Here is a 20,193-nt window from a genome sequence, read left to right on the forward strand (position 1 = left end):
CATCACTTTCTTTTCGTTTCTGCGTACACATCTTCTAGCCACGAAAAAAGCATAACCATTTGTTTCTGCACTAATTTATTGTTATTGTACTTGTTCGCTATTTCGCCCATGGACCCAGAAACCCAATTCCAAAATTCAGTGCTATCCATTCCATGCTGCACAGCTACCTGATTTACTTGCATGATCCAATTGGCAATTTCTTCATAAAAAGCTTTATAGTCCATCAAATCTCCTCGATTCGAATATAAATACCAGGGATCCTTGCCCAGAACTTTTCAACAATCTCTGAAACTACTAAAGCATCATCTTTCCAGTAGCCCACGTCAGTCATGCAATCCTTAAGCAACTTTTGTAAGTTATCTGTATCAGGTCTTGTGTATTTGTATTCACCGTCCTGATGCTTGCCGGTTATCGGGAAACACCATTTCGCCATTAGCCTAATAGATTTGTCGTATTTATTTTTCGGAACATGCTGCCCTAAATAAGCCATTAACTTAGCACGTGCTGCTTTTAACTCCGCTGGCTCATAGAATACAGGTTTACCGTCACGAACCATTACCTGTTTTTGCTGATGGGTTGTTGTCGGTGGAATCATTGGCATGAAAAATTCAGTCAACATTATATTCAACCCCTGTCCATACACCGGTTGCAGGATTGTACTCAACATCATCTGAATTTTTAATATTGTTCCAAAGGTAATTCAAAATCTCTGGCTGTTTAATCAGCCAATTAATAACCTCACTATTTCTAATATCAAACACCTCTCCTGGTAATGTGTGATATGAGGGAGGTAAATTTCTAGCTACCTCTAAATTTTTGCTTCTCTTTTTGTACGCCATTTTATTCCGTCCCCTTTTTTTATTTTTAAAAATTTTGCATTGTCGTAGGATGAGAAAAATGGTGTGGCGGGCTGTGCTTAAGCCCACCACTTTTTTTCTCTACGACCTACGGGAGGGAAACCCATTTTTATATATTTATATATATAGCACTTTCCCTTCCCTCGGAAATTTTCGAAAATTATCGAGTTTTTCCCTCACAAGGAAAGTAGGGAAACTGTCGATAATTTCCCTTACAGAGAAACGTTTCCCTTCGAGTTTTTCCTTTGTGAAGGAAACTGTTTCCGTTCGAGAATTTCCCTCGTCATTTTCTACCTACATCTCCTTCAGCTACCCAAAAACCGCCATGCTCTTTAATACGATTTCTTACTGTTTTTTCTGAGATGCCCATGTATTCAGCTAAAGCACTAACTGTAATTTTTTCATCAATCCCACATGCTTCGTAAGCAGATTCAAGTGCTTCGATACGTTCTTGTTTTGCTTGCTGAGGTGATTTCTTATTACCTTTATCGAAATTCTTTTTCCATGTTGGTGTGTTTCCATCATCTAGCTTAATGTCCTTAAGTATCCCCGTTTCATCAACTCTGTGTACCGGATACTGGAACCACATATTAACGGCTTCAAACTTTGGATATTCACGCAACGTTCCTTCTACACGCCAAGCTGAACGCATTGAGATAATCTTCATAGCATTCGCAATCTCAACCTCAGCTTGAGCAGCAACTTCTGAAGTTAATGCACGTTTAGCATGATTGTACATTTGAGATAAGCTTTGCTCATCATCTGGACCTATATGTTCATCGTAATAGTTGAAATTAGTCTGTTTAATAGCATTTGTATATATGTCAGCAGTTACCTTAGCTTCTTGTTGTTTAATAAGTTCATCTGTTAAATCTAACTCTACTAAGTCAATTAAGGCATCTGGATCACGTGCGAATACTCCTGAACCCGAAGCACGATCCATTGACTTTTTGTTACCTTGTCCACCTTTTGAGTGATGGTGACAGTAAATAACGCTACTACCTAATTCAGTAGCAATTTTATCGAATTGATTGGTAAAGTGAGCCATCTGGTCAGCGCTGTTTTCATCCCCTGTTAACACCTTGTAAATCGGGTCAATGATGACAGCAATGTAGCCCTTTTTTTGAGCTCTACGAATCAACTTTGGAGCAAGCTTGTCCATTGGTACTGTCTTGCCTCGTAAATTCCAAATATCAATATTGTTAAAGTTTTTTGCAGGTAATCTTAATGCTTGATATACGTCTTTAAATCGATGTAATGCACTTGCTCTATCTAATTCTAAGTTGACATATAATACTTTCCCTTGGGTGCACGGCCAACCTAACCATTTAGAACCTTCCGCAATCGCTATTGATAACCCGATTAGCGCAAAAGATTTACCAGCTTTCGATGGTCCAGCAATTAACATTTTGTGACCTTGTCTAAGCACTCCGTCTATTAATGGAGGTGCTAAATCCGGAAGATTATCAAATACATCTTCTAAGCTTTCTATTTCAGGAAGGTCATCGTTTAAATCCTCAATCCATTCATGCCATTCATCCCAGTCGGCCTTACCAATATTGGTATCGATTATAAATTGCTTTTTGCCGTTCCGGACAATCCCTGGCAACCTACTTAACCGTGATGGATTTCGATTTTGGTTATCGATGTTTAATCCGTTTTTCTTACAGACGTTATACAGGTAATCAACGCGTTTGCGATATTCTTCATAGTTAGGAGCATCAACTCGAACAATTGCATGGATACTTCGTTTCCCACTGTGGACCATAATAGCAATGGGTAATTCTAATTCACGCATAATAGCGTTTTGCTTTTCAATCTCCATGTTGTCCGATTCAACTAATGCATAACGGAAATCAGAGACGTTATCGTTTTTTACACCTTTTCCGTCCAAAGGATTGAAACGAATCCATGCACCAGCCTCTTCTTTGTAGTCCCCGATGATTGAGCCGATATCCCCATCACATTTATTTAGTAATTCAATTAATTGTCCAGCTGTACGATCGTACGCCCCTGAAGTAGGTTTATAAATCGTATCACCTGTTTTTTCATCCATTAATTGATATGTTTCAGTTACATAGCCAACATTTTCAGTAGATTGAAAGAGTGTTTCCAAATAGCGAGTAATCTCACGAACCGGATTCCATACTACAGGTTCATGAATCTCTCGACCTTCAATCCAGTTTTTATCGATAATTTTATAATCGTCTACACTAATTTCGTCGTTCCAATCCAGCTCGTGAGCATCTAAATCATTAGACGATTTAGGTAGCCAACCACCATCTTTTGCCATCTGTGTGATAGTTGCCCCTGTTATCCCACTACCTTCGAACGTAGTCCATTTTTTGAAGCATTCGCCTGGTCGATAACGTGCCCCATCTCGCGTGCTCCAAGTATCCCAATCACTTGCCGTATAGCCCTCGTGTTTAAGAGCCATACCGATATTTAGCCATTCCTGATAGTCTAGACTGGATGGATCGATGTATTTTAGTAATGGGATTAAATCCATTTTATTTTCCAAGGGTCTCACCTACCTTGTTTCTTAGTTTTGAACAGAATTATTACTCATCATTGGCTCACCACCTGTAATGCTGAGTGTTTTTAAATGTACATTTTCTTCAAATTGTTCAGCTAGTTAATTCAGCTAAATTTTGAATTTTATCTAATAATTCTTGGTTTTTATTATCTTCCGCCCACTCAACTAAATCATCTAAAACTTCATTAGAAGGTCTTTCTCCTATATACACAGAAATAACTGCATTGGCTCCTTCATCCCCAAATATGTGATTTGCTTTAAAATGCGCTTGCCCCGCATTCAATGCTTTCGCTTGTCCATATAACACTTGGATTGTTTTTTTCATTAGTTTTTAACCCCTTTCACCTGAACAATATCTTTTCCAATGATCATTCATCCTCACCACGAATTAAATGCGGCTGCACTCTTGATTTAGGCAAACGTAGTAAAGTTACCACTCCAAAATCACGGAATGCATCTTCTCCTTTAATCGCATCCTCTGGAATCCATACCTCTAGTTTGATACGATGATACCCTTTGTGTTTACCTGTTTTACTTGGTGCATGTACCGAAATATTCCCAGAAGGAGGTGCTAAAACTGCAATGCTATCTGGATTGTTTTCGGTAATCTGTTCAGTTACCTTTTGAATAGTGTCTGGTGTTACGTCAAAAATTACTTTTCTCATTTAATTATTCCCCCTAATTACTAGATAATATTTGAAACACGTTCACCGAAATCTGATAGATCAATTTCTTCAGCGTATAATTCATCTGCTTCATTTTTGATTTTGTTTAGCATCTCAATATCCTTCATGAGTTCATTAAAATCAATAGGCTCTACTTTTAAATTGTTCGGATTACCAGTACCTCCCCAAAACATTTCCCCTGAACCAATGATGTAACATTCGCAAATTCCTTTTTCGTTACGGTACTCACTTTTAAATCCGTAAGTATCACCTCTTTTGAACATTTTCCCTGGCTGTAATTCGCCTAATTTAATTTGTTCTGGCATTATCTTTCTCCTCTCTAAATAAACCGTTTATTAAACTAATTCTGAACTAATATCGATGTTGAATAAGTCCATCTGTTTCCAACTCTCTCGAGGTAATTCCTTTATATTTTCTGTGCCAAACTCTTTTAAGTTTGTAAACCATTGAATGGGATACCTTCCTCTTACCTTTTGGAGCTTTGAATCATCGTAAAAATAGCAATCTTGCTCGTTTGCATAACAACCTTCAGTAGATGTGATGTAATACTTACCTAATGGAGCATAAGCGCCTTTACTTTTCCAAATCAGTTCTGCCTCGTATACCTTTCCTGATTTCAATACTGGCAACTTATCTGGTCTTTTTAGTTCTTGCACCATTACATCCTCTTCTACTATGATTTCAAAACGACTTTTTTGATAGGTACCAAAATGAGCACCTGGATGCGGAAATCTGCTTACGTTATAAGCTAATCCCCCATGTGGAAACAAATAGTATATTTCACCTTCCACAAGGTTTGATTTATCTGGAGCTTGTATACAGCGTCCTTGCATCTATAACACCTCCACTAAACTATTCCCCACGATAGGTGCTTGGAATAACGCCTTCAGGAATCCTCCATCCATTAGCAGCAATACGATCAATTAGCTTTTTAGCGTCTTCAAATGGCCATGTGCCAACATGCTCAAAGCCACGTCCTTCTAAGAATCGAATTTGCTTAGGTGTTGTTAATCCCTCTTCACGACGCTTGTCCAATCGTTCAAGGAGCTTTGTTGCTTTTCCAGCGTTCTCGATTTGGTCAGGGAATATGCCAAGCTTTTCGAGTTTCTTTATTTGTTTGTCACTTGCAGGTCCCATTTCCCACCCAAATGCAGGCACATAATTGGCTAAATCTTCTGCTTGAATGCTCATTTCAAATTGCACTGGATCAACAAGTGAGCGTTTACGTTTCTTCATTTCTGCAAGTTGTTTAGCTAGAGCTTCCTCGCGTTGAGCAACGACATCTTCAGTAGCTTGTTTTTCAACTGCCTCTATATCTAGTGGAATGCCAGCCTCTTCAATTTGCTTTGTCATAGCTTGAGCAATTTCATCATTAGAAGCTATAAGATGTGCAGGATGGCACAATTCATGTCGTTCTGTATGCCACAAAAAATCTAGTAATAGTAATTCGGTTTTACCAGGATGAAGTCGGGTACCACGCCCTACCATCTGACTGTATAAACTACGAACTTTTGTCGGTCTAAGAACTACAACACAATCTACTGAAGGACAATCCCAACCTTCTGTAAGAAGCATAGAGTTACAAAGCACGTTGTATTTATCATTATCGAAATCTTCCAAAATTTCAGCGCGGTCTTTTGAATCTCCATTAACTTCTGCAGCTCGGAATCCTTTTCGATTTAATATTTCAGTAAATTTTTGACTTGTTTTAACTAAAGGTAGAAAAACTACTATCTTTCGATCTTTTGCTACTTTACACATTTCTTCAGCAATAGAATCAAGATATGGATCAAGAGCGCTCCCTAAATCACTTGATTTAAAATCTCCTGCTTGTTGACCTACAGATGATAAGTCTAGTTTCAAAGGAATAGTTAAGGCTTTAATTGGGCTGAGGTAGCCACTTTTTATTGCTTTAGGCAATGTATATTCATAAGCAAGACTTTCAAAATAGGAGCCTAGATTCTTCATATCTCCTCGGTCAGGAGTGGCTGTTACACCTAATACATAAGCTTGTTCAAAATACTGCAGCACACGTTGGTAACTATCTGAGATACAATGGTGTGCTTCATCTATAATAATTGTGTCAAAAAAGTCTATCGGAAACCGTTCTAATCGGCTTTGTCGCATCATGGTTTGAACACTTCCAACAACTACTCTAAACCAACTACCTATTGAAGTTTGTTCAGCTTTTTCGGTAGCAGTTTTCAACCCTGTTGATTTCTCCAATTTGTCTGCAGCCTGTTCAAGTAATTCCCCCCTATGGGCAAGGACGAGAACACGCTCGCCCTTTTTTACTCGATCTTCGATAACTTTTGAAAATACAATTGTCTTCCCACACCCAGTAGGTAACACTAATAATGTTTTTTTAACACCGTTTTCCCATTCATTCTGAATACACTCACGGGCTTCTTGTTGGTAGTCTCTAAGTTCCATAATTACTTACCTCCTAAAACTGCCCTGGTGTGAATCCGCCCCCACCCTGTGGTGGATTAGATGTTGGGAATGGTGGCTGATGTTGTTGCTGTGTTGGCTGCTGATATGTTGGTTGTTGATATTGTGGTTGTTGTACAGGCTGTTGATAATTCGGTTGTTGCTGTTGTTGTCCTTGAATTTCTTCATAAGAGTAGAATTTTTTCACCTGGTTATTTGTTCCTTCTGATCCATCATTCTTTATAAATTTATTAATTTCTAACTTTAATCTTCCTCTAGCACCAATTACCGCATTCCAATTCATACGTAATTTTTCGCCTTTTTTCTTTTGGCCAATCCCTGCAAAAAAGTTAGATAGTAAGCCTTCTGTTTTGGTATGCAACAATAAGTTATGGAAGATTACTACATTGCCATGTTCTGGTGAATGAACTGTTAACTCTAACTTAGCTTGATTACAAGCTGGCATTTTTGCACTACCTTGGAATCGTCCACGTTCAAATTTTGCTACAGTGAAATCGTAATCTCCTTCAGGTAGTAATATAAAATCACTACCATCCTTTTCAATCTCATCGTCCCATCCTAATTCTCTTTCTTGATTCATTTAAAATTCCTCCAATTTATATTATTTTTATGCAAACGGTAAGCTTTCTCTAAACTCAACAACCATTCCATAGACTTGTTGCCATGCCCCTACTAATACACCTTCAACAAAGCTAGGATCATAGTTTGTAATTGGTGTATCTTGTGGGTAGTAACCTTTTTGGCCCACCACAACCTGTATTTCTTGTTCAGTTACGTTATTCTGCAGCATTAAATCTCTTAATGTTTGTGGTATTCCAGGACTTAATGGTAATACTGGTGGATTAGGAACATTCGGCACTGTTTGTGACGGCTCTGGTGTTTGTTGTGCTATTGGTTGCTCAATTGGTGCAGCTTGTGGTGCCTGTTGAGCTTGAACTGGCTCTTGATGTTCCAGTGGACGGCTTGACCACGTTTCTGTTACTTGTACCGGTTGTTGCGTTGGGCCAAAAATATGAGCAATATTTGCATAATCTAATGGAAACTCATCGGGTAAACCTTGTCGGTTTTTAGCATCCCACGCTGGATGATGTGTTGCGTAAACTGTACGAACTCCACCTTGACCTTTATGCTTTTTGCCCTTGTCATCTGTTGCAACACTGAATGTTTTGTAATTAATGAATAACACCATATCAGCCCACTCTTTAGTCAATGCAGCTGTTTTAGCAGTCGTTTTATTACCTAGTTTCAGTTCATAACGATCGTAAGCACCCATTTCGTCAGGCTGCTCAAATTTAGTTATTTTTGCATGAGCTGTTAGAACAACATTAATCCCCATTTCAACTAAATCAGATAATCTATTTAAAAACTTACCAAATTCCTCTTCAAGTTGAATAAAGCCTTCACCATACCCAAAATTGGTGATACTTTGTTTGTTTGATCTGCTAGTAACAAAATCAATAGTTAATCTCTCTGCCCAGTCAACAGTATCAATAACTAGCGTTTTGAAACGTCCAGCTTGTCCTTTTACCCACTCAACTTGTTGATTTAATTCAGTCCAACTAGACGGCTTTTTCAGACGATCTACTATTAATTCAGTAGTGGAGCCTTCTGTATCTATGAAAATAGGAGAAGGGAATTGTGCTGCTAATGAAGATTTGCCGATACCCTCTGGACCATACAACACGACCTTTTTGGCTTTTGCGATTTTCCCACTAATTACTTCCATTAAAATTCACCTGCTTTCCATGTCTTGTGTTGAATTTGTTCTACTGTTGGCACAGTATCCTGACCTGCCACATAACCATCTTCAATAATGATTGAACACTCTTCACCTGTACTTACTCGAGTAGCAATAGCCTGTAAACCTTCTTGTTCTAGCCATTTGCCAAATTCGTGCAGTGAATCCAAATCCATCTGTTCCAATTTGTCTAGTAGGATAAAACCGCAGTTAGGTTTCAATTTTCGTACAATAGCTGTAGATACTTTTAATTGATCAGCGCCACTCATGTTGTCCCATTTTTGACCGTTATAAATGAGCTCACCATCTTGCACAGATAACCCTACTAATGGTAAATTAGCGCTTTGTAATAAAGCCGATTTTTGATTACGAACCTCTTCAATCTTTACCGTTAATTGGTTGTATTGATTGTGATATTCATGAGCGTCCGATTCAGCTTTCTCTTTATCAAGATTAGCTCGTACTTTACGGTTAATATCCTCAATTTGTTGAATATTTGTTTCTAATTCAGCTGTTGATTCATCCAGTAAATCAAGTGCAGATTTTTTTGCAATCTCTAAATCTTGTGATGTTTGCAATAGAGCATTTTCTGCAATAGATAGTTGTTGTTTTAAGCGTTCCACTTCTTGTTGCTGTTGAATATGCTTTTGTTCGATAAATGCTAGTTGTTCGCGTTTACGTTGATTCTCGCCATTGCTTGCAAGAATTGACTGCTGTTGCTGAATTAAGTCTGAAATAGATATCAACTCTTTAGGCACATCAGGAAAATATGGTTGTTCTTTCGCATATTTTGTTTTTTGATCAGCAATCTGACCTATTGCTCTACGTTGGTTATATAGCTCGTTCTCCTGTTTTTCCAACCCGTATAATTGAGTGCCAACACCAATAATTTGTAATAGAATATTGGCTTTCTCTTTATTAGTTGAGTTCATAAATTTAGGTAGATTAATAGCTAATTCCTCTACAAAACTATCTAATAGCTGTTGACCTCCTTTTTTTCCGTTTGGATCAATTATTTTTAAATCAGAATTTTTCCCTTTACGTTCTACAATTAATCCATTTGAAAGGACAATACTTAAGTGTGGAGGAATAACTGATCCCTCACGTGTAGCTTGTGATGGTTTGTATTTATTACCTCCTAATCCCCATGCAATAGCATCTAATACACTTGTCTTTCCTTGATTGTTTTTGCCACCTACGATAGTTAAACCATTTGCTGTCGGCTCAATCTTTACTGCCTTAACTCGCTTTACATTTTCTATTTCAAGTTTATTAATTTTAATAGACATTTCCTTTTTCTCCTCCTTTTTCACGAAACCGTGTTATACTAGTCTCGTGGTATATTTCTTGGCTCACTGATTGCCCTCGGTGGGCCTTTTATTTTCAGCAAGTAATTTTCCATCAAATGTCCAATATTGTTGTATTTCTTCACCTTTAGCACCGACTGTTACAGTTAGGACAACTTGTACAACTTCAACCTTACTCGGCGTATTAACCACTACAGGCACCTTCCTTTCGTATCCAGCGAACCTTTTATTATTAAATTGTTCATGAGCTTTTTTAGCTTTTACACTTGTCTTTGTTCGATCTGCATGAATTGTTATCGCACCATTTTGCCGTAATTTAGTAATCTTCCTCGAAACGGATTGAACTGATTTTTCTAGAAAATTGGCCATTTCTTCTGTATTAGTCGTAAAACCATGTTCATCAAATTTAATATTATTTAATACATAGATTTCTTCATGCTGCTGCCATACTTCTTTTTTGCGTGATTCAATAACCCCCTTTTTTCTTAAATTAAATATCAAACTTTGTATTGCCGATTCAGTTCGATCAAGAGCATTAGCTATTTCCTTAACAGTGCTATCTTTTTGGAACATGTACTTAACTCTTTTAATTTCATCCTCGGTATATGGTCTATAAGAAGTATCGATTGCTTTATCACGTTCAATTTGAGGTAATTTTCCTGCTTTTCTTAATTTGGTAATTTGATTATTAATTGCTCCTGTACTACGCTTTAAATACTTGGACATCTGTTTTATATTGACCACTGCGTTAGTAGAATCAAGCAATGCTTTTTCAGCTACATAGTTGATTTCCCTGGGCGTCCAATGTTTATGGCCCACATATATTCACCCCTTCGTCATCACGATTGTTCCCAACTGCCATTCACGAATAAATTCATGAAACTCCCAACCTTTATTGGCTAGATTATGTTCAACAAAGTAATCACCTAGTACCTCTAACATGCTGTCGTTCATTAAAATACCTCGTATTTAGCGTTAGTGTCGTTGATGATTGTGTACCATGTTTCTGTTGGTAAATAACCACCTTCGGCATCTTGCCAATATCCGTTATCATCTTTGTATTTGACGTTGCCGAAGATATTTTCTAACGTTAATACTTCATATATAGTCATTCCTGAGTGAACTATTTGACCAACAGCTATTGTCGGTTGCACCGCCTGTTCAAACTCACTAACATCAAGACCTAGCGCTCGTCCTAGTGCAATGGCTTTACCAATGTGTTCGTTGAATACGTCATTTGGTGAACATTTTGCACGACCAACATTAGATGGTTCTGCAATTCTTTTTTCGTTAGATACCAACCAATACACAACAGCTGTTACTTTCCCTTCTTTTACAAAGAAATCTACTTCATAATAATTATCACGATATGTGCTATTACCTTTTTCCGCAGTGCGATTACTAGTTCTTCCATTCGCCAAATTTTCCTTAACAAACTTCTTCGCCTTCTCAATAATCTCAGCACGTTGTTGATTTGGTGTTAGTGGTTTGTCCTCCACAGTATTAGTTGTGGAAGGCTTAATCGATTTCTTACCACGTAATTCATGAACGATTAGCTTTAATTCAGCTACTTCGTTTTCTAATGTTGTGATACGCTCATTTTTCGTCTTTGTCATTTCGCATCCTCCTGTGGTACAATACCAGTGATTTGATTTTGATTTATTTTTTGTATCTGCTTGTCATCGGTTGCAGCCTTTGACAAGTTTTTTTGTGCCTCGATTTGGGCATTCTCTGCATCCTCAATGTCTTGCCAGTAATCTGATTCGCGGTCGTATACATCAGCGTGTGTGTAGCCTATACGCATGGTCTCACCTACCGAATTAATTTAATAGCACGTTCAATAACATCTATTACATTTGGATTTTTAGCACTTGAAGCCATCTTTTCTAAAGATGAAATTACATCTTCTTTTTCATCGTCTGGTAAATATTTTTTTAAGATGATTTTGTCTCCATCAATGTAGATTTCTACTGGATCCTTTTCCTCGATTCCTAAAGTACGTCTTAGCTCTTTTGGAATAACCACACGACCAAGTTCATCTACCTTACGTACAATACCTGTTGATTTCATTAAATTTCTCCACCTTCCAATGTTTTTCGTATTTCAGCACAAACCCCTGTAATTTCGCTATCATGTACTCTATCTAATCCTCTGATTGAAATTAATTGGCTTTGTGCACTTTCAAGTGCTTCTCGTAAAAGTTGATTTTCTTTCTCAACTTTTAATAATTTTTCTATATCAATTTCGTAAAAGACTTCACGGTTGTACTTTGTAGCTCCTGTAATTTTTACAAAAGGCTCTAATAATTTGCTATTCAAAGTGGCTACCCATTGCTTTGCATAAGCTAATTGCTTGTCCGGTTTCAAGTAGTTATAAAAATTTGATTGCCTACGAGATTGATGGAAACTTCCCTTCATTTACACTCACCTCCCTTCATAGCCTGGTAAACTTTCTTTGCATAAGCAACTTGTTGCTTAATGTATGGATCCGTTTCTTTACCACCACTTGCTAGCCAGTCACCTATTCGCTGTTTAACATCTGATAGAACGTTTAAAGGTAACTCGCAAGCAATTTGGTGTAGCTCATATAATGGCGTAACACTTGTTAAGGCTTCACCTACTAATGCAACTGGTACTGGTTTAATGTTCATTCACTTCACCACCCTTACTCGCTTGTTTAAAGCAGCTTGTTTTTCCTCATCCGACATCACTCGCCATTCAGCTACTTTGATTTTCAATTAACTCACCCTTTCCAAAATCCAATTCCGTAAAAACGCTTCAACTTCTTTTGCTGGGTAATACCATTTACCACCAATCTTTGCTTTCGGAAAATCTTTATCATGAAAGAAGTTATCTTGAATGCTACTCCAACTCATACACGTTCTACGCTTAAGTTCATTGGAATCCCAAAATACAAATGATGCATCGAATTCTTCTAATTTCTTTCCTATTGCATCTAAGTAGATTTGTTTAGCTTCTGCATCGTTTACTTGTACCTGCAACACGATTTCTCACCTACCTTAAATATCTAAAATCTTACGAATATGCTTTATATGTTCTTGTGCCTTTGGTCCGGTTTTATTACCACGAATAATATCTGATAAATAGACACTTGAAATGCCAATCATTTTGGCTAAATCCTTTTGACTCATCTTACGTTTGAATAATTCCGAACGTACTAGAGCACCTAACTCTTCTGACATACCTTAGCCTCCTTTCGAAATAACTTAACGTTGCTACCGTCACATCAGCTATAAGTCTGATTATGCTAGTTCATTGGCTACCAGCTCAGCGCTTTAAATATTTGGTATAATGTTCCTATCTTTAATAGATAGGTGGTGATACACATGTCAAAACACATTGATAAAAAAGATTTTGCTTTAGCAGTAGTATCTGGAAATCCTGTGTCGGGAAATTCACCAGAAGAAATTGCTAAAAAGGCTTTAGAACTTTATCAAACTGCTATTAAAGTTGCAGATGAACACAACAAGTTAAACAGATCAGGTATGAAAGTTCTGAAATAATCACACGTAATGGGCGAGGAGCATTTTAGCGATAATTGCAACTTGTTCCTCGTCAATTCCACTTTCAATAAAAAAGTTGATAACCTTCTTATAATTCTCGAAAGTTTCTGTCGGATGTAATACTAGAGAATTCCGCATTTGTTTCACCTTCTCTCCTTATAGATTTCATACCGTCATTGGCTCGGTATCACAGCGCTTTACTTAATTGGAAAAATTTTAAGCTAAATTATTCGCTAATCCGTTGACCTAAATTAGCGTACATGCTATTATAAATGCATAGCTAAATAAGACTTTTTAAAAGCCTTTAAACCAACATTTAAACCGTTCCCCAACGAAAATGTTTTTAAATAGGTCGTATTTTTTATTGTCTTTTTAGCCAATTAATTAGCTTATGAACATAGTATATTAATATTCGCGCTATTAGTCAACCACAAAATAGCGTGAACGCTAAAATATTTTTTTATAGGCTTCTGAAAGGTTGATATCAGTGAGTTTAGTAGAAAGAATAAAAATTCTGTGTAATGAAGGAAAAGTTACTTTTGCAGAAGTTGAAAGAAATGTTGGTATTTCTAATGGACAAATTCGAAGATGGGATACATCCTCACCTAAAATAGAAAACGTAGAAAAAGTAGCTAATTATTTCGATGTTAGCACTGACTACCTATTAGGTCGTACTAATAAGAAGCGATACTACGATTTAACTGAAAAAGATGAACTTGCTATACAAAGAGAACTTAAGAAAAGAATTAATGGTGAAGACGTAGATAATGCATTCGCAGCTTTTGATGGAAGAGTTTTAGAAGATTTAGACGAAGAAGACAGAGAACTATTAATTGCTTCTTGGGAAAATACTTTACGTTTAACTAAACGCATAGCAAAACAGAAGTTTACACCTAAAAAATATAGAGATTAAAGTACGGTGGTGTTTTTGGTGGATATTAAAAAGATTGTGGCACAGTTAGTTGAAAAATACGATACAAGAGATCCTTTTAAGTTGGCTGATCTACTAGGAGTAGTTGTTATTTTCGAATCATTAGGTTCTATATACGGCTATTATAGTAGATCCCACCGTACAAAAGTAATTCATATCAATGAGAATTTACCATCTGAAAAACAACTATTAACCGCCGCTCATGAACTTGGACATGTTGTTCAACATCCAGAAGCGAATACTGTATTCCTTAAGAAGAATACATTATTTTCTACGGATAAATTAGAAATAGAAGCTAACACTTTTGCTGTCGAGCTATTATTACCAGATGAATTATTTAATATTGAAAATTGTTCAGGCTTTACCATCTATGATGCAATTGAAGAAAAAGGAGTTCCAAGAGAGCTACTTTCTTTAAAAACTATAGATGGTAAAAAAATTTTACCATAAAAAGAACAAACATTCCCATAAAAGGTGGTGATTATTAGATTAGAGAAAAAATATAAATACGCACTAAAGAAAGGAGAAACTCTATGGCTACATTTAGAAAACTACCTAGTGGAAAATGGCAAGCAAGAGTATCAAACGAAGGAAAGGAACGAAGTATAGGTACATTTCGAACAAAAAAAGAGGCGGAGATAGAAGCAGCAAAAGTAGAAGAACGCATTTATTATGGTCAGACTCTTAATGATCGTAACATGATATTTGATGAAGTCGTAGAAGAATGGCTTAAATATAAAAGGAAAAATGTTAAGGAATCAACTTTTGAACAAATAGAAGTAATAACACGTTTACATATTAGACCTTTTTTCGGAAACAAACGTGTTATGAAAATTAGAAGAAATGATATAAAAGAATGGCTAGACCATTATGCTGAATTAAAAAATAAAAAAGGCGAAAGTGCTTATTCATTTGGAGCCCGTCTAAAATATTTATCCGTTATGAAAAGCTTATTACATTATGCAGTCCATGAATTAGAGGTTTTAGAAAAGAATCCTGCAGATAGACTTAAAGTGCCAGTGAAAGATAACGTTGAATTAAATAAAGATGACGTCAAATATTACAGTTTAAATGAACTGAAACAAATACTTGATTATATGAAAACGTACAAACACCAACGATATAAAGATTATCAATTGTACTATATGCTTATGTATTTTTTAAGCGAAACAGGATTGCGAATTAGTGAGGCTTTGGCGTTACGTTGGTCAGATATTGAAGATAATAAAATAAATATTGAAAGGCAAGTAAGACGTGATAACAATAATAAATTAACATTAACAACATTAAAAAATACATCATCATACCGTACCATAGGAATAGGTAATGCATTGCTGAAAGAGCTAAAAAAATTCAAACTAAAACAAAACGAAATGATTTTAAGCAATCAAACCTTTAAGAAAAATGATGATGACATAATTTTCCAAAACTATCTAGGAAATTATTTAACTCCATCCACTGTGAGAGAAAGTATCGAAAAGTATTGCAAGGCTGCTGGCGTGGATTATAAAGGAACTCACTGTTTCAGACATACACACGCTGTTTTACTTTTGGAATCTGGAGCAAGTATTAAATTTGTTTCAAATCGATTAGGCCATAAAACAATTAAGACTACTGCAGATACCTATTTAGATATAACTGAAAAAATAGAAGAAGACGAACTAAAAAAGTTCGCCTCCTACACTAAAGATAAAATCTGAATCGGCACGTTTTCGGCACGGCCGATTTTCATCGTTCTTTTAAAACCTCTTAAACCCATATATATCAGGCGTTTCGGACTTTTATCCAATACTTCCTTCCATCTCGAACTTGATAAGACGGTTCATTTCTACTGCGTATTCCATTGGTAATTCTTTCGTAAATGGTTCGATAAAGCCCATTACGATCATTTCTGTTGCTTCTTCTTCAGAAATACCACGAGACATTAAGTAGAATAATTGCTCTTCTGAAACTTTTGAAACTTTCGCTTCATGTTCTAAAGAAACATTATCATTTAAGATTTCGTTGTATGGAATTGTATCCGAAGTAGATTGATTATCCATGATTAACGTGTCACATTCAATGTTAGCACGTGCACCACTTGCTTTAGGACCAAAACGAACTTGACCCATATATGTTACTTTACCACCTTGTTTGGCAATCGATTTAGAAACGATTGTAGAAGATGTATTAGGTGCCATATGAATCATTTTTGCCCCAGCATGTTGGTGTTGTCCTTTACCAGCTAATGCAATTGATAATGTCATACCACGAGCGCCTTCACCTTTTAGGATACAAGCTGGATATTTCATCGTTAATTTTGAACCGATATTACCGTCAATCCATTCCATCGTACCGTTTTCTTCAACAACTGTACGTTTTGTTACTAGGTTGTAAACATTGTTTGCCCAGTTTTGAATTGTTGTATAACGGCAGTAGGCATTTTTTTCGACGATAATCTCTACAACTGCAGAGTGTAAAGAGTTTGTAGTATAAACTGGAGCTGTACATCCTTCAACATAATGTACGTGTGCGCCTTCATCAACGATGATTAACGTACGCTCAAACTGCCCCATGTTTTCAGAGTTAATACGGAAGTATGCTTGTAAAGGCGTTTCCACTTTTACACCTGGTGGCACGTAGATAAATGAACCACCTGACCAAACTGCTGAATTTAATGCAGCAAATTTGTTATCAGTGTATGGGATTACTTTGCCCCAATATTTTTTGAAAATCTCTTCGTTTTCACGTAAAGCTGAATCAGTATCTTTAAACACAATACCAAGGTCTTCAAGATCTTGTTTCATGTTGTGGTATACTACCTCAGATTCGTACTGAGCTGATACACCAGCAAGATATTTTTGCTCTGCTTCAGGAATACCTAATTTATCAAACGTTGCTTTAATTTCTTCAGGTACTTCATCCCAAGATTTTTGCGTCGCTTCAGATGGTTTTACGTAGTACGTAATCTCATCGAAATCTAAATCGCCAAGGTCGCCACCCCATTGTGGCATCGGTTTTGTATAGAAAGTTTCAAGCGCTTTTAAGCGGTATTCAAGCATCCACTCTGGCTCTTGCTTCATATTTGAAATTTCACGGACGATTTCTTCAGTCAAACCACGTTTTGAACGGAAAATTGATACGTCCTTGTCATGGAATCCGTATTTGTAATCGCCAATATCCGGCATTTTTTTAGCCATTATTTCTCCTCCGTTCACGAATTATTATTCTTTTACGCCTTTTTCCATTGCTTTCCAAGCCAATGTCGCACATTTTATGCGTGCGGGGAATTGTGAAACACCTTGCAATGCTTCGACATCCTCTAGGTCGTATTTGTCGCTATATTCTTCACCCATCATCATTTTTGAGAAAATATCAGCAAGTTCTAATGCTTCTTCTACTTTTTTCCCTTTGATAATTTGTGTCATCATCGATGCAGAAGACATTGAAATTGAACAGCCTTCACCGTCAAATTTCGCATCTTCTACAACACCATCATTCACTTTAAGCGTTAAGTGAATACGGTCACCACAAGTCGGATTGTTCATATCAATTGTTACAGCATCTGTTTCTAAAGATCCTTTGTTTCGAGGATTTTTATAATGATCCATGATTACTGAACGGTATAGTTGATCTAAATTATTAAAAGACATCGCCAAAATACTCCTTCGCAGAACGCAACCCAGCAACTAAGCGGTCAATATCTTCCTCCGTATTGTACAGATAAAAGCTTGCACGCGCTGTCGCTACTTGTTGGAGACATTTCATTAGTGGCTGCGCGCAATGATGTCCTGCACGAACAGCGATGCCATTCATGTCAAGAACAGTTGCAACATCATGCGGATGTACATCATCTAAGTTAAATGTAACAAGTCCACAACGCTTCATAGGATCGCGTGGGCCAAAAATTTTAAGTCCGTCAATTGTTTCGAGCTGATCCATCGCATAGCCTACAAGCTTATGCTCGTGCTGTGCAATATTGTCTAACCCTACTTCATTTAAGAAATCAATGGCAGCTCCTAAACCAATTGCACCTGCAATAATAGGCGTACCACCTTCAAATTTCCACGGTAATTCTTTCCACGTTGAATCATGCAGTCCAACAAAGTCGATCATTTCGCCACCAAATTCAATTGGCTCCATCTTTTCTAGGTGCTCTTTTTTACCATATAGTACACCTATTCCAGTCGGTCCGCACATTTTATGTCCTGAAAATCCTAAGAAATCGATATTTAAATCTTGCACATCAATTTTCATATGCGGCGCTGCTTGTGCACCATCTGCTACCATAACTGCACCATTGGCATGTGCGATTTTAGCAATTTCTTTAATCGGATTAATCGTACCGAGAACATTCGATGCCATTGATACAGACACGATTTTTGTTTTCGGCGTAATAGTTGCTCGAACTTTTTCTAGATCAAGCGTTCCATCTGCCTCAAGGTCGATGTACTTTAATGTTGCATTTTTTTCTTTTGCAAGCTGTTGCCAAGGAATAATATTGGAATGGTGTTCCATATGTGTGATGACAATTTCATCACCTTGTTCAACATTTGCACGACCATAACTAGAAGCTACTGTATTTAACGCAGTTGTTGTACCGCGAGTGAAAATAATTTCTTCTGTTGTTTTCGCATTAATGAAATTGCGAACCTTTTCACGAGCACCCTCGTATTTGTCAGTTGCACGATTTCCCAATGTATGCACACCTCGGTGAACATTGGAGTTATCAAATTCATAGTAATGCTTAATTGCTTCAATTACTTGAATAGGCTTTTGAGATGTTGCTGCACTATCAAGATAAACAAGCGGGTGACCATTCACCTGTTGATTTAATATTGGGAAATAGCTTTTAATGTCTTTATTGATCATTAGCGAACTTTCCTTTCAATAACCTCCGTCAGTTGCTTTTGAACGCCCTCAATTGGTAATTGCGTAACAACTGGCGCAAGGAATCCATGGATAACAAGGCGCTCTGCTTCTGCTTTCGAGATACCACGACTCATTAAGTAATAAAGTTGTAGTGGATCTACTCGTCCTACAGATGCTGCGTGTCCTGCTGTTACATCATCTTCGTCAATTAAAAGAATTGGGTTCGCATCGCCACGAGCTTTTTCAGAAAGCATTAGCACACGTGATTCTTGCTGTGCATCCGCTTTTGTAGCACCGTGTTCAATGTAACCAATACCATTAAAGATTGACTGTGCTGCATCTTTCATCACACCGTGTTTCAAGATGTGACCATTTGAGTTTTTACCCCAGTGACGAACTTCTGTAGTGAAGTTTAGCTTTTGCTCTCCGCGACCAACTACAACTGTTTTTGTATCAGCATGAGAACCATCACCGATAAGGTGAGTAATGTTTTCAGAGATTGTATCCGAATCATTCATTAAACCTAGTGCCCAGTCTACTTTTGCATCACGCGCTAAACGAGCACGACGATTTACATAAGTAGTATAACCTTTCGCAAGTACATCAACCGCACCGTAAATTACTTGCGCGTTATCTTGTACAATGACTTCGGAAATTATATTAGCCTGACCTTTCGCTTCTTCAACTGTAGAAATATATGTTTCTACGTATGTGACAGCTGCATTGGCTTCAGCAACAACTAATACATGGTTATATAGAGAAGCTTCGGCATTATCATTTAAAAATACTACTTGTAACGGTTGCTCAATAACGACATTTTTCGGTACGTAAACAAATACGCCACCATTTACAAGTGCTGCATGAAGTGCAGTTAATTTATGTTCATCGACTTTTACTGCTTCAGTCATGAAATACTTTTGTACAAGCTCACCATGTTCACGTACAGCTGTTAACATATCTGTAAAAATAACGCCTTTGTCAGCTAGCTCCTGTGACGTTTTAATAAACGCTGGTGTGTTGTTACGTTGAATATATAGGTTTTCTTGAGACTCAAGATTAATTAACCCTCTTGCCTCTTCTGGTAATTCATCTAATGAAGTTAATTCTTCACTGACAACTGTGTGAGTTGGGAAATTCATGAAATCCCATTTTGTAATATTTGTTCTATCTGGTTTTGGCATATCTAAACCAGCTGCTTTGTCTAGTGCTGCCGTACGAAGCTCTGCAAACCAAGTTGGTTCACCATTCGCCTCTGAGAACGAGCGCACGTCCTGTACTGTTACAGGCAAGTTAAGTTCCACTGTCATGCTAGT

At 37.2% G+C, this 20,193-nt stretch carries 29 protein-coding genes; 4 read left to right on the forward strand and 25 right to left on the reverse strand.

Translation table 11 applies throughout. The features are described from left to right. Nucleotides 1–2: 2 nt before the first annotated feature. The 21 genes from MKY08_RS17615 to MKY08_RS17715 form a co-directional block, all read right to left on the reverse strand. Nucleotides 3–224: a hypothetical protein gene (locus MKY08_RS17615; RefSeq protein WP_069509232.1), complete on the reverse strand. Its 222-nt coding sequence runs from the start codon at nucleotides 222–224 to the stop codon at nucleotides 3–5. Next, nucleotides 224–619, reverse strand: a complete 396-nt coding sequence (locus tag MKY08_RS17620; RefSeq protein WP_069509234.1) for a RusA family crossover junction endodeoxyribonuclease — start codon at nucleotides 617–619, stop codon at nucleotides 224–226. Before MKY08_RS17620 ends, MKY08_RS17615 begins: the two co-directional genes overlap by 1 nt. Then, on the reverse strand, nucleotides 609–839 hold the full coding sequence (locus MKY08_RS17625) for a hypothetical protein (RefSeq protein ID WP_069509237.1): 231 nt from the start codon (nucleotides 837–839) through the stop codon (nucleotides 609–611). Before MKY08_RS17625 ends, MKY08_RS17620 begins: the two co-directional genes overlap by 11 nt. A 301-nt stretch (nucleotides 840–1,140) precedes the next feature. Next, entirely contained in the window at nucleotides 1,141–3,387 is a 2,247-nt protein-coding gene (locus MKY08_RS17630) for an AAA family ATPase (protein WP_256093122.1), read from the reverse strand. Between the two features lie 97 nt (nucleotides 3,388–3,484). Then, nucleotides 3,485–3,718: a hypothetical protein gene (locus tag MKY08_RS17635; protein WP_069509242.1), complete on the reverse strand. Its 234-nt coding sequence runs from the start codon at nucleotides 3,716–3,718 to the stop codon at nucleotides 3,485–3,487. A gap of 43 nt (nucleotides 3,719–3,761) precedes the next feature. Further along, nucleotides 3,762–4,058, reverse strand: a complete 297-nt coding sequence (locus MKY08_RS17640) for a hypothetical protein (protein WP_069509246.1) — start codon at nucleotides 4,056–4,058, stop codon at nucleotides 3,762–3,764. Between the two features lie 20 nt (nucleotides 4,059–4,078). Next, nucleotides 4,079–4,384, reverse strand: a complete 306-nt coding sequence (locus tag MKY08_RS17645; protein WP_069509249.1) for a hypothetical protein — start codon at nucleotides 4,382–4,384, stop codon at nucleotides 4,079–4,081. 30 nt (nucleotides 4,385–4,414) lie between these two features. Beyond that, the gene (locus MKY08_RS17650; protein ID WP_069509251.1) at nucleotides 4,415–4,912 is read right to left on the reverse strand and encodes a hypothetical protein; all 498 of its coding nucleotides are present in this window, start codon (nucleotides 4,910–4,912) and stop codon (nucleotides 4,415–4,417) included. A gap of 19 nt (nucleotides 4,913–4,931) precedes the next feature. Continuing rightward, the gene (locus MKY08_RS17655; RefSeq protein ID WP_069509254.1) at nucleotides 4,932–6,512 is read right to left on the reverse strand and encodes a DEAD/DEAH box helicase; all 1,581 of its coding nucleotides are present in this window, start codon (nucleotides 6,510–6,512) and stop codon (nucleotides 4,932–4,934) included. Nucleotides 6,513–6,525: 13 nt separating this feature from the next. Then, a complete protein-coding gene (locus MKY08_RS17660) occupies nucleotides 6,526–7,110 on the reverse strand; it encodes a hypothetical protein (RefSeq protein WP_069509257.1) in 585 nt (194 codons plus the stop codon). 27 nt (nucleotides 7,111–7,137) lie between these two features. Beyond that, nucleotides 7,138–8,256 carry an ATP-binding protein gene (locus MKY08_RS17665; protein WP_069509260.1) on the reverse strand — a complete coding sequence of 373 codons (1,119 nt, stop codon included), beginning with the start codon at nucleotides 8,254–8,256 and terminating at the stop codon, nucleotides 7,138–7,140. Further along, entirely contained in the window at nucleotides 8,256–9,557 is a 1,302-nt protein-coding gene (locus tag MKY08_RS17670; protein WP_069509263.1) for an AAA family ATPase, read from the reverse strand. The genes MKY08_RS17665 and MKY08_RS17670 overlap by 1 nt, the downstream gene beginning before the upstream one ends. Before the next feature lie 63 nt (nucleotides 9,558–9,620). Further along, entirely contained in the window at nucleotides 9,621–10,394 is a 774-nt protein-coding gene (locus MKY08_RS17675; RefSeq protein ID WP_069509265.1) for a hypothetical protein, read from the reverse strand. Nucleotides 10,395–10,400: 6 nt separating this feature from the next. Next, nucleotides 10,401–10,529 (reverse strand): hypothetical protein, encoded by a 129-nt coding sequence (locus tag MKY08_RS17680; RefSeq protein WP_256093123.1) that lies wholly within the window; start codon nucleotides 10,527–10,529, stop codon nucleotides 10,401–10,403. Next, nucleotides 10,529–11,191, reverse strand: a complete 663-nt coding sequence (locus MKY08_RS17685) for a hypothetical protein (RefSeq protein ID WP_069509267.1) — start codon at nucleotides 11,189–11,191, stop codon at nucleotides 10,529–10,531. Before MKY08_RS17685 ends, MKY08_RS17680 begins: the two co-directional genes overlap by 1 nt. Further along, the gene (locus MKY08_RS17690; protein WP_069509269.1) at nucleotides 11,188–11,379 is read right to left on the reverse strand and encodes a hypothetical protein; all 192 of its coding nucleotides are present in this window, start codon (nucleotides 11,377–11,379) and stop codon (nucleotides 11,188–11,190) included. Before MKY08_RS17690 ends, MKY08_RS17685 begins: the two co-directional genes overlap by 4 nt. 8 nt (nucleotides 11,380–11,387) lie before the next feature. After that, nucleotides 11,388–11,645 carry an AbrB/MazE/SpoVT family DNA-binding domain-containing protein gene (locus MKY08_RS17695; protein WP_081327866.1) on the reverse strand — a complete coding sequence of 86 codons (258 nt, stop codon included), beginning with the start codon at nucleotides 11,643–11,645 and terminating at the stop codon, nucleotides 11,388–11,390. Then, a complete protein-coding gene (locus MKY08_RS17700; RefSeq protein WP_069509271.1) occupies nucleotides 11,645–11,992 on the reverse strand; it encodes a hypothetical protein in 348 nt (115 codons plus the stop codon). The genes MKY08_RS17695 and MKY08_RS17700 overlap by 1 nt, the downstream gene beginning before the upstream one ends. Then, a complete protein-coding gene (locus MKY08_RS17705) occupies nucleotides 11,989–12,225 on the reverse strand; it encodes a DUF6877 family protein (RefSeq protein WP_069509273.1) in 237 nt (78 codons plus the stop codon). The genes MKY08_RS17700 and MKY08_RS17705 overlap by 4 nt, the downstream gene beginning before the upstream one ends. Nucleotides 12,226–12,312: 87 nt before the next feature. Continuing rightward, nucleotides 12,313–12,579 (reverse strand): helix-turn-helix domain-containing protein, encoded by a 267-nt coding sequence (locus MKY08_RS17710; protein WP_069509275.1) that lies wholly within the window; start codon nucleotides 12,577–12,579, stop codon nucleotides 12,313–12,315. 15 nt (nucleotides 12,580–12,594) lie between these two features. Further along, complete coding sequence (locus MKY08_RS17715; RefSeq protein WP_069509277.1) at nucleotides 12,595–12,777, reverse strand: helix-turn-helix transcriptional regulator; 183 nt, start codon at nucleotides 12,775–12,777, stop codon at nucleotides 12,595–12,597. A 144-nt stretch (nucleotides 12,778–12,921) separates the two neighbouring features. On the opposite strand from MKY08_RS17715, the gene MKY08_RS17720 reads away from it, so the two are divergent. From MKY08_RS17720 to MKY08_RS17735, 4 genes are all read left to right on the forward strand, one after another. After that, entirely contained in the window at nucleotides 12,922–13,098 is a 177-nt protein-coding gene (locus MKY08_RS17720; protein ID WP_176723135.1) for a hypothetical protein, read from the forward strand. Nucleotides 13,099–13,585: 487 nt separating this feature from the next. Continuing rightward, nucleotides 13,586–14,011, forward strand: a complete 426-nt coding sequence (locus MKY08_RS17725) for a helix-turn-helix transcriptional regulator (protein WP_069509280.1) — start codon at nucleotides 13,586–13,588, stop codon at nucleotides 14,009–14,011. 18 nt (nucleotides 14,012–14,029) lie between these two features. Continuing rightward, nucleotides 14,030–14,479, forward strand: a complete 450-nt coding sequence (locus tag MKY08_RS17730; RefSeq protein WP_081327867.1) for an ImmA/IrrE family metallo-endopeptidase — start codon at nucleotides 14,030–14,032, stop codon at nucleotides 14,477–14,479. Nucleotides 14,480–14,562: 83 nt separating this feature from the next. Next, nucleotides 14,563–15,729, forward strand: coding sequence for a tyrosine-type recombinase/integrase (locus tag MKY08_RS17735; protein ID WP_069509288.1), 1,167 nt, complete (start codon nucleotides 14,563–14,565; stop codon nucleotides 15,727–15,729). Nucleotides 15,730–15,810: 81 nt separating this feature from the next. Here MKY08_RS17735 and sufB read toward each other — a convergent pair whose 3' ends face one another. The 4 genes from sufB to sufD are packed head-to-tail and all read right to left on the reverse strand — an operon-like array spanning nucleotide 15,811 to nucleotide 20,187. Beyond that, nucleotides 15,811–17,208: a Fe-S cluster assembly protein SufB gene (gene sufB / locus MKY08_RS17740; protein ID WP_024362718.1), complete on the reverse strand. Its 1,398-nt coding sequence runs from the start codon at nucleotides 17,206–17,208 to the stop codon at nucleotides 15,811–15,813. A 24-nt stretch (nucleotides 17,209–17,232) separates the two neighbouring features. Beyond that, nucleotides 17,233–17,661, reverse strand: a complete 429-nt coding sequence (gene sufU / locus MKY08_RS17745) for a Fe-S cluster assembly sulfur transfer protein SufU (protein ID WP_069509291.1) — start codon at nucleotides 17,659–17,661, stop codon at nucleotides 17,233–17,235. Then, the gene (locus tag MKY08_RS17750; protein ID WP_069509294.1) at nucleotides 17,651–18,880 is read right to left on the reverse strand and encodes a cysteine desulfurase; all 1,230 of its coding nucleotides are present in this window, start codon (nucleotides 18,878–18,880) and stop codon (nucleotides 17,651–17,653) included. The genes sufU and MKY08_RS17750 overlap by 11 nt, the downstream gene beginning before the upstream one ends. Beyond that, nucleotides 18,880–20,187 carry a Fe-S cluster assembly protein SufD gene (gene sufD / locus MKY08_RS17755; RefSeq protein WP_024362715.1) on the reverse strand — a complete coding sequence of 436 codons (1,308 nt, stop codon included), beginning with the start codon at nucleotides 20,185–20,187 and terminating at the stop codon, nucleotides 18,880–18,882. The genes MKY08_RS17750 and sufD overlap by 1 nt, the downstream gene beginning before the upstream one ends. Nucleotides 20,188–20,193: the final 6 nt, after the last annotated feature.

It is taken from the genome of Lysinibacillus sp. FSL M8-0337 (assembly GCF_038593855.1).
Taxonomy (GTDB): Bacteria; Bacillota; Bacilli; order Bacillales_A; family Planococcaceae; genus Lysinibacillus; species Lysinibacillus sphaericus_D.